General features: G+C 70.3%; 7 protein-coding genes, 1 tRNA gene and 1 pseudogene. 2 read left to right on the top strand and 7 right to left on the bottom strand.

The window, feature by feature from the left end; all coding sequences use genetic code 11:
* Nucleotides 1–325: 325 nt before the first annotated feature.
* The gene (locus DQW06_RS14230) at nt 326–580 is read left to right on the top strand and encodes a cell division protein CrgA (protein WP_013156232.1); all 255 of its coding nucleotides are present in this window, start codon (nt 326–328) and stop codon (nt 578–580) included.
* 291 nt (nt 581–871) lie between these two features.
* Here DQW06_RS14230 and DQW06_RS14235 read toward each other — a convergent pair whose 3' ends face one another.
* Entirely contained in the window at nt 872–1792 is a 921-nt protein-coding gene (locus DQW06_RS14235) for a rhomboid family intramembrane serine protease (RefSeq protein ID WP_013156231.1), read from the bottom strand.
* 37 nt (nt 1793–1829) lie between these two features.
* Complete coding sequence (locus tag DQW06_RS14240; protein ID WP_013156230.1) at nt 1830–2354, bottom strand: peptidylprolyl isomerase; 525 nt, start codon at nt 2352–2354, stop codon at nt 1830–1832.
* Nucleotides 2355–2789: 435 nt separating this feature from the next.
* Between DQW06_RS14240 and DQW06_RS14245 the strand changes: the two genes are divergently transcribed.
* Complete coding sequence (locus tag DQW06_RS14245) at nt 2790–3422, top strand: hypothetical protein (protein ID WP_013156229.1); 633 nt, start codon at nt 2790–2792, stop codon at nt 3420–3422.
* Nucleotides 3423–3671: 249 nt separating this feature from the next.
* Here DQW06_RS14245 and DQW06_RS14250 read toward each other — a convergent pair whose 3' ends face one another.
* The 5 genes and pseudogenes from DQW06_RS14250 to DQW06_RS14265 all read right to left on the bottom strand — a co-directional run bounded on the left by DQW06_RS14250 (nt 3672) and on the right by DQW06_RS14265 (nt 7384).
* Nucleotides 3672–4313 carry a DUF1707 and DUF4870 domain-containing protein gene (locus DQW06_RS14250; RefSeq protein WP_013156228.1) on the bottom strand — a complete coding sequence of 214 codons (642 nt, stop codon included), beginning with the start codon at nt 4311–4313 and terminating at the stop codon, nt 3672–3674.
* A 377-nt stretch (nt 4314–4690) separates the two neighbouring features.
* Nucleotides 4691–4984: pseudogene (locus DQW06_RS29810) on the bottom strand (WhiB family transcriptional regulator); the annotation flags it as partial.
* A 903-nt stretch (nt 4985–5887) separates the two neighbouring features.
* Nucleotides 5888–5960: transfer RNA gene (locus DQW06_RS14260), tRNA-Ala, on the bottom strand.
* A gap of 260 nt (nt 5961–6220) precedes the next feature.
* The gene (locus DQW06_RS29535) at nt 6221–6343 is read right to left on the bottom strand and encodes a DLW-39 family protein (protein ID WP_014912962.1); all 123 of its coding nucleotides are present in this window, start codon (nt 6341–6343) and stop codon (nt 6221–6223) included.
* A 183-nt stretch (nt 6344–6526) separates the two neighbouring features.
* Nucleotides 6527–7384 carry a helix-turn-helix transcriptional regulator gene (locus DQW06_RS14265; RefSeq protein WP_071620946.1) on the bottom strand — a complete coding sequence of 286 codons (858 nt, stop codon included), beginning with the start codon at nt 7382–7384 and terminating at the stop codon, nt 6527–6529.
* Nucleotides 7385–7578 lie beyond the last annotated feature (194 nt).

Raw genomic sequence — 7578 nt, forward strand, 5'->3', positions numbered from 1 at the left:
CTTCCGTGCGAGGGCACGGGGCGGCCCGCCGTCGTGTGCGGGGCACGTCCAGGGCGGAGGGCACCCGCCGTGGACGTGGGCCCCGGACCGTACGGGGTCGCCCCCGCACAGCCCGGGGGAGCTGCGGCCCGCATCGACGGGAGTCGGCTCCCGTCCCCCGCGAGGCCGAGGGGCGGCGGGGGAGCACCCGGCCGCCTGGGAGCACGACCCGGCGCCTCCGGAACCCGACGCGGATCCGGTACGTCCCGCCGGTGACGGGGGCTCCCCCCGGGGCGTAGACTGTGTTCTCGTTCAGGAACCCGCCCCACGTACTGGAGCAGCGACCGTGCCCAAGTCCCGCAGCGATCGCAAGAAGAAGGCCGTCTACACACCGCCTCCTTCGAAGGAGAAGCCCAAGGTCAGTCCGCGCTGGCTGGCACCGGCGATGCTCGGCTTCTTCACGCTGGGCATCCTGTGGATCGCCGTCTACTACATCGCGGGCAGCCAGATCCCCTACATGCAGGACTGGCAGAACTGGAACCTGCTGATCGGCTTCAGCGGCATCATCGTGGCCGTCATCCTGTCCACGCGCTGGCACTGACCCCCCGGCCGGGCGGTCGGATCGCCCGGCGACGACGGCGGACCCTCCTCCGGGTGCTCTCCACTGGCATGTCCGCACCCGGGTGAACAGCAACGACATGGGTTTTCCACAGAGTTATCCACAGGCTGTGGGTAGCTCCCTTCGGCATGCCCGCACACAGGGGGCCGGAGGCCGCGCGGGGATGTCCTCCGGGGCCGGGAGGAGTCGTCGCACGGCCCCTTGGCGGCGCGGGGGTGTCCGCGGACGCCGGGGCCCGGAGGAGGGCTCCTCCGGGCCCCGGCCTCTCCGCCGTCAGCGGAGGATGATCAGCGGCGCCGTGACCACCAGGGCCACGAGCAGGGCGGCGAACGCCGCCGCCAGCAGGACGTGCGTGACCGTACGGGCACGGTTTCCGGCGGACCTGCCGGGCAGGTAGGCGAACACGGCGCCGAGCGCGAGCCCGGCGACCAGCCCGCCGATGTGCGCGGTCCACGAGATGTTGGGGACCACGAAGGTCAGCACGAGGTTGACCACCAGCAGGACGCCGATCATGCGCAGGTCCAGGCGCAGCCGCCTGCCGATGACGAGCACCGCCCCGAACAGGGCGAAGATCGCTCCGGAGGCGCCGACCGAGAACTGGTTGGGCTCCGCCAGGAGGCTGAGCACCGATCCCGCGAACGCGCCGAGCACCCACAGGGTCAGGAAGCGGACGTGTCCCAGCCAGCGCTCCAGCTGCGTTCCCAGCAGGTACATGGCGTACCCGTTGAACAGCAGGTGGAAGATGCTGCCGTGCAGGAACGCGGCCGTGAGGAGCCGGTACCACTCGCCCGGGAGCACCCCGAGCAGGGTTCCGTCCTCGACCCGGCCGATGCCGAGCATGGCGAACTCCCAGACCAGCGGCGAGGCGCCCGCCTGCCCGATCGGGGTGGACGTACCCAGCTGGGCGAGGAACCCGGCCGCCATCATGCCGAGGATCGTCCAGGTGACGTACGGCTTGGCGACGGCCCTGCCCCCGAAGGCGGTCCTGGCCCGGCGCACCCCGCGGTTCCCCTCCGAGACGCACCCGGGGCACTGGAAGCCCACGGACGCCTCGACCATGCAGTCCGGGCAGATCGGCCGCTCGCACCTGCTGCAGCTGACCCCCGTCTCCCTGTCGGGGTGGCGGTAGCAGGTGCGCGGGGCCGGGCGCTCCGGCTCCGGAGCCGCTCCGGACGGCGGTGGGGATGCGGTCATGGGCGGGTTCCTCCTCGGAGCCGGGGCGCCGTCACCGCTATCGGGTGATCTCGACGCTGTTGATCACCACGTCCTCGCGGGGACGGTCCTGGGAGTCGGTCTCGACCTGGGAGATCGCGGTGACCACGTCGTCCCCCTCGACGACCTCGCCGAAGATGGTGTGGCGGCCGTCGAGCCAGTACGGCTTGTCCACGGTGACGAAGAACTGCGAGCCGTTGGTGCCGGGGCCCGCGTTGGCCATGGCCAGCAGGAACGGACGGTCGAAGCGCAGGTTCGGGTGGATCTCGTCCTTGAACTTGTAGCCGGGGCCGCCGCGGCCGGTGCCGAGCGGGTCGCCGCCCTGGATCATGAAACCGTCGATGACGCGGTGGAAGATCGTGCCCTCGTAGAGGCTGCTGTTGGAGGGCTTGCCCGTGGTGGGGTCCACCCACTGCTTCGAGCCCTCGGCCAGACCGATGAAGTTGGCGACCGTCTCCGGCGCCTCCTTCTCGAACAGCCTGATGACGATGGTTCCCTTGGAGGTGTTCAGCCGCGCGGTGGGCTGAGCCGTGGAGTCGGACACCTACGTGCCTTTCGGTCGACTTCGTTTACGTGCTCACGTTACCCGTCCGTCCCCCGGGCTCGTCCTGGATCCGCCGCGGTCGCGCTGCGTCCGGGCAGCTCGCCGGTCCCCGCGCTGCGTCCGGGCAGCTCGCCGGTCCCGCGCCCACCGCGTCCGGGACTCCGTCCGCTTCGGGACGGACCCCTCTCACCCCGGGCACCCGACCGACCCCGGAGGGTGGTCTCCCCTCCTCCCGGGCCCGCCGTTCGCGGCGGGCGGACAGGAGAAAAACCCTCGGCCGGTGTCGAAACGAAGATCACACACGGAGAGGACGTATGTTGAGATAACACCCGGGTAACGGGTAAGGACGACGGAGAAACCATCCGTGTGGAGTCGAGCGTCGGCCGCACCGGGTGGAGACCGCAGAACCGGTGAACGACCGAAGGAGCTGACGACGTGCCTACCTCTTCCAAGCGACTCAAGGCACGCAAGAAAGAGACTGAGGCGAGCTTGGCTCGTCTGCAGGGCATGGCCCGGGAGAAAGCCCGGGAACAGGCCGAACGGTTTGGTCCGTACGCCGACCAGGCACGCGACCAGGCCGCTCTGAAGCTCCTCCAGGCGCGCGGCTGGACCGCACCCCGGCTGGAGAACGCCGCGCTGCGCGTGGAGGACACCGTGGCACCGCGGGTCGCCGAGGTGCTCACCGCGGCCGCCCACCGCGTGGACCCGAACCCGGGTCGCCGCGGGCTCATGCTGCTCCGGCGGGGCAACCGCCGGGTTCCCCGGGGGGTCCTGATCGGCGGCGCCGCCGTGGTCGGCGGCATCGTCGTGTACTCGCTGGTCCGCATGCGCCAGGCGGCCCAGGACGCCGAGTGGCAGGAGCACCTGGACCAGGCGCGCGACCAGGTCCGCGAGACGCGGGAGAACCTGGAGGAGCGGGCCTCGGCGACGGCGGAGAAGGCCACGGAGGCCGTGGAGGAGACCGCCAAGGCGGCCAAGACCGCGAAGAACAAGACCAAGGAGACCGTTCGCACCGCCGCGGGCGAGAACCGGGCCAAGGAGAACGGCAAGCCCGGCCACCAGGGCTGATCGCGGGGAGCGACGAGAGACGGACAGCCGTGCCGTGCGGGGGAGACCCCGCCCCCGGACTGGCTACCCTCCCTCCGCCGGGACGGATTCCTTCCGTCCCGGCTTCGTCGTGTCGGGGGGTGTGTCCGCGGGCGGGATGAGCGTGGACCGCCGCGCCCGGCTCCGGGGCGTCCGTGCGGTCCACAGCGGCGGCTCCGGGGCGTTCGGAGGCGGTGCCCCGACCGCCCCGACCCGCCTCCGGCCGGGCCCTCAGGAGTCCTTGAGGACGCGCAGGATCAGGGGGTAGCGCCAGTCGTTGCCCAAGAGGCTGGAGATGCTGGCGACGACCGGGAGGATCGCCCAGCCCAGGGCGACCGCCAGCGTCACCAGCAGGGGCGCGACGAGCCAGAACAGGGCCAGGCTCGTGAGTCCGGCGATGACGCAGAAGAGCTGGAAGTTGAGCGACTCCATGGCCTGGCGCCGCACGTAGGGCGAGATCCTGTCGCTCACGAGGAGGAGCAGGAGGGGCGCGATGACGGGGAGGAAGTAGTTCCCCGCGTGCCCGACCGCGGCCACGACCCGGTCGACCGGGGTGCTCGGCAGGGGCTCACGTGAGTCGGTCCTCTGGCGGCCTCCCGGGCCGGTGAACCGGCCGGACGGGCCGGGGGCCGCCCGGGGCGTCCCCGCCGGGGTGACGCCCAGGTCCTCGGTGAGGGGGACCAGGTCGGCCCCGAACTTGGCCCGCATGGCCCTGTCGGTGCGCTCGTCGAGCTCCTCCTCGTCGAGCTGGCCGCGGCCGAAGGCCTCCTGGAGAACCGTGATCGCGGCGTCGCGTTCGGCGTCGGTGAGGCGGATCTGCGGCCTGGCCTGCGGTTCCCAGGGGCGCCTCGCCGGATACTGAGGGTCCTGCACAGCCACTCCCACTCCCAACGGCGACGGGAGTACGGCACGGATCGGCCGTACTCCCCTCATGATGCGCCATAGGAACGGCCACGGCTATCGGGGCCGTCCCTGATCCTCCCCTGATCCGGTCCTCCCCCTTTCGGTGGAGGCCGCATCGACTTTCGTCTGTCGGGTTCCCGGCTGTCAGGCCGCCGGGCCTCCGGGGCCCAAGGCCCCGGGCCGCTGGGGCTCCCCTCCCCGGGAGCCCGTCGTCACCGGGCGGCGACGGCGGAGGGCATCCCGGTCGGGACCGGCGCGACGACCCTGGCCGGATCCGGAGCCGGCGTCGGTTCCGGGTCGGGGGAGGAGGCCAGGGCCGGAGCCGCGGCCGGGATCGGAGAGGTCGGGGGCTCCTGCTCGGCCTGCTCCCGCTCGTACTGGCGCTCGGCGCTGGTGAGCAGTTCGTACCAGTTGGTGACGTCCTTGCGCCGACGCAGCAGGGCGCGGCGCTCGCGTTCGGTCATGCCTCCCCAGACACCGAACTCGATACGGCTGTCCAACGCCTCCGCCAGGCATTGCGTCCGGACCGGACAGCCCCGGCAGATCAGTTTGGCGCGGTTCTGCGCAGCACCCTGCACGAACAGCGCGTCCGGGTCGATCTCGCGGCATTTGGCACGGGCCGCCATCTTCTCATTCCACATGTTGCCCCACTCCCAAGATCAGCATGTGTGGTGATCGGAATCCGCCGGCTGGCGCGACCGCCGGCGGGTGAGGAGAAGCGAACCGATCCGAGGACGGTGTCACGAGGCCGGGCGGGGGCCGCCAGGCTCGTCTTCGGGGGTCGATCGTTTCGGCGCGCTGTCTTCCTCGTTGTCGCTGGTGTCGAAACTACGGTTCGTCCCAGTTCACCAACAGACCCCAAGAGGCCTATTTCTCATATGGCCCAGTAGGACCATTGCACTAAGGGGAAGTGTCATCATACACACACGTAGAGTAACTGCATATGGTAGAGGCGAGCCCGCTGCGCGAAGACGTGAAGACACCACCCCGACTTTCCATTACACGGGTGATGACCTGCGGATTCATAGCGCCTGACCGGTGGGACCGGGTACCCGGACGCGACCGGGCGAAGTGGACTCTGCGTCATCCATGTCACCCGAACGGGCTATACGGACCCCTCGGTCGTACGAACCGTGCGACCGCACCCGCCCCCCATTTCCTACCTTGACGGACGAACCGGAACTACCGAATAGTAACAAAAGCAGTTCCGTGGACTTCGGCGGCGGAAGAGCCTTTACGGGTTGACGCGAAACGCCCATTCCGCTTTTTCGTGACGTATCTTCCGAGAGCCGCGCAGCCCGCACGGGAGGGCCGCAAGACCCTCCGGCCAGAGCGCGGCGCGGAGCCGGCCGGGTCCGCGAGCGGCTCGCCGCGTGGACTCCCGCGGGCTCCCGGAGACCGCGGGAAGGGGTGCCCCCGGGGCCTCGCCGAGACGACGCGCTCCGCCGCCGCACGGCCCGCGTCCGGTCCGGCCACCCGCAACAGAAAACGGGGACCCCCGTAGGGAGTCCCCGTCACAACGCCTGATCCGCGCTTTTCCTGGGTGGAGCCAAGGGGAGTCGAACCCCTGACCTCCGGTATGCAAAACCGGCGCTCTGCCAGCTGAGCTATGGCCCCATGAACCCGGGCGCGAGCCCTGGTCACTCTGGAGAGCATACCTTCATCGGAGGGCGGTCCCGCTCACCCGGCCGGGATCCCGCGCACGAAGCCACGGTTCGCAGCTCGGGAGCAGCACAAAGCCGTGGGTCGCACCTCGGGATCATCGGCCCACCCACGTCTTCGTGTCACTCACGAGCGGGCCGGGACGGCTCTCGCCGGTCCCCGGTTCGCCCTGTGGAAGCTCCACGGCCGCGCAGGGCGGCCAGGAGACCCGCCGGTCAGCTCTCGCTGGCCGCCGTGGCCTCGGTCCACAGGTCGAGCTCGGCGCGGTCCGCCTGGATCTTGCGGTAGACGGCGAAAGCCCCGAGGGCCACCAGCGCCAGAACGATGATCTTCTTCACTGTCTGGACCCTTTCGTTGATCCGGTGCGTCAACGCGGGCTCCCGTCCGGGACGGGGGCTCCGCGGAGAACTTTATGAGGTTGTCACCAAGCAGACTAGCAAGCCGTCGGGAGCGGTCCCCGCCACAGTGGACCGATTTCCACCAACTTCTGAGCCCGATACGTGAGGAGCGCGAGCGAGGCCTCAGGTCAGCAGCGCCATCCGACGGAGAATACCCAGGCTGGCCTGCGGAGAAGCAGCGATCCGCGTGAGTTCGGACCACACCCTCTTGCAGACCGCGACCGACTCCTCCGCCTCCACGATGGAGCCGCCCTGGGTGGCCTCGACGTAGGCCAGGGCGGCCTCGTCCTCGTCGAACTCCAGGACGGAGAAGGGCCCGGCGACGCCGGGGTGCGGGCCCGCCGAGGTCGGCAGCAGCTGGACCGTCACCCGATCGGACCCGGTGGCCAACTCCACGATGCGGCTGGTCTGCGCACGCAGCAGTTCTCGGTTCCCGGACACCCGCTGGAGGGCGTCCTCCTCGACGATGGCGTGGTAGCGGACGAGGCTTCCGGAGGAACCGAGGTCGGGGCCGCCGTGGTCCAGGACCTCCTGGCGCTTGAGGTAGGCGGCCACCATGCGTTCGACGGTGCGCTCGCCGTGGCCCAGGGCCCGCGCCACCGCCGCGGTGTAGTCGGGCACCTGGAGGAGGTCGGGGACGAGTATGCCCGCGTAGGACTGCACGGAGACGGCGCCCGCCTCGTTGCCCACGTACGCGGAGGACAGGACGTCCTCGTACTCGGTCCACCAGGGGCGCAGGCGCGACTCCCGGACGAGGGTCAGGATGGCCTCCCGCTGCCCTCCGGTGACGCCGTACAGGCGCAGGAGGGCGGAGATCTCCATGACCGACGGCCACTTGCGGATGCCGGTCTCGATGTGTCCGAGCTTGGCCGGGGACCACTCCAGCTCGTCCGCGACGTCGCTGAGGGTCATACCCGCCCGTACGCGGTGGCGGCGGAGTTCGGCGGACAGCCGTCGACGACGGACCGTGGGGCTGGTCATAACGATGATCCCATGACGCAGAGTGGCGGAGGTGTACCACCAGCGAAACACGCCACCTAGCATCTAGCAATGAGTTTCTAGAAAACAGCTGCCGATTCGATGCATTACGGAGGGCGAAAACCCGGGCGGTGGAACGGCAAACCCGTCTTTCGTCATGAGGGCCGGGACCGGGGGAGCCCCGGAGGGGGATTGGC

Origin of the sequence: Nocardiopsis sp. TNDT3 (genome assembly GCF_003427465.1) — a bacterium.
Taxonomy (GTDB): domain Bacteria; phylum Actinomycetota; class Actinomycetes; order Streptosporangiales; family Streptosporangiaceae; genus Nocardiopsis; species Nocardiopsis dassonvillei.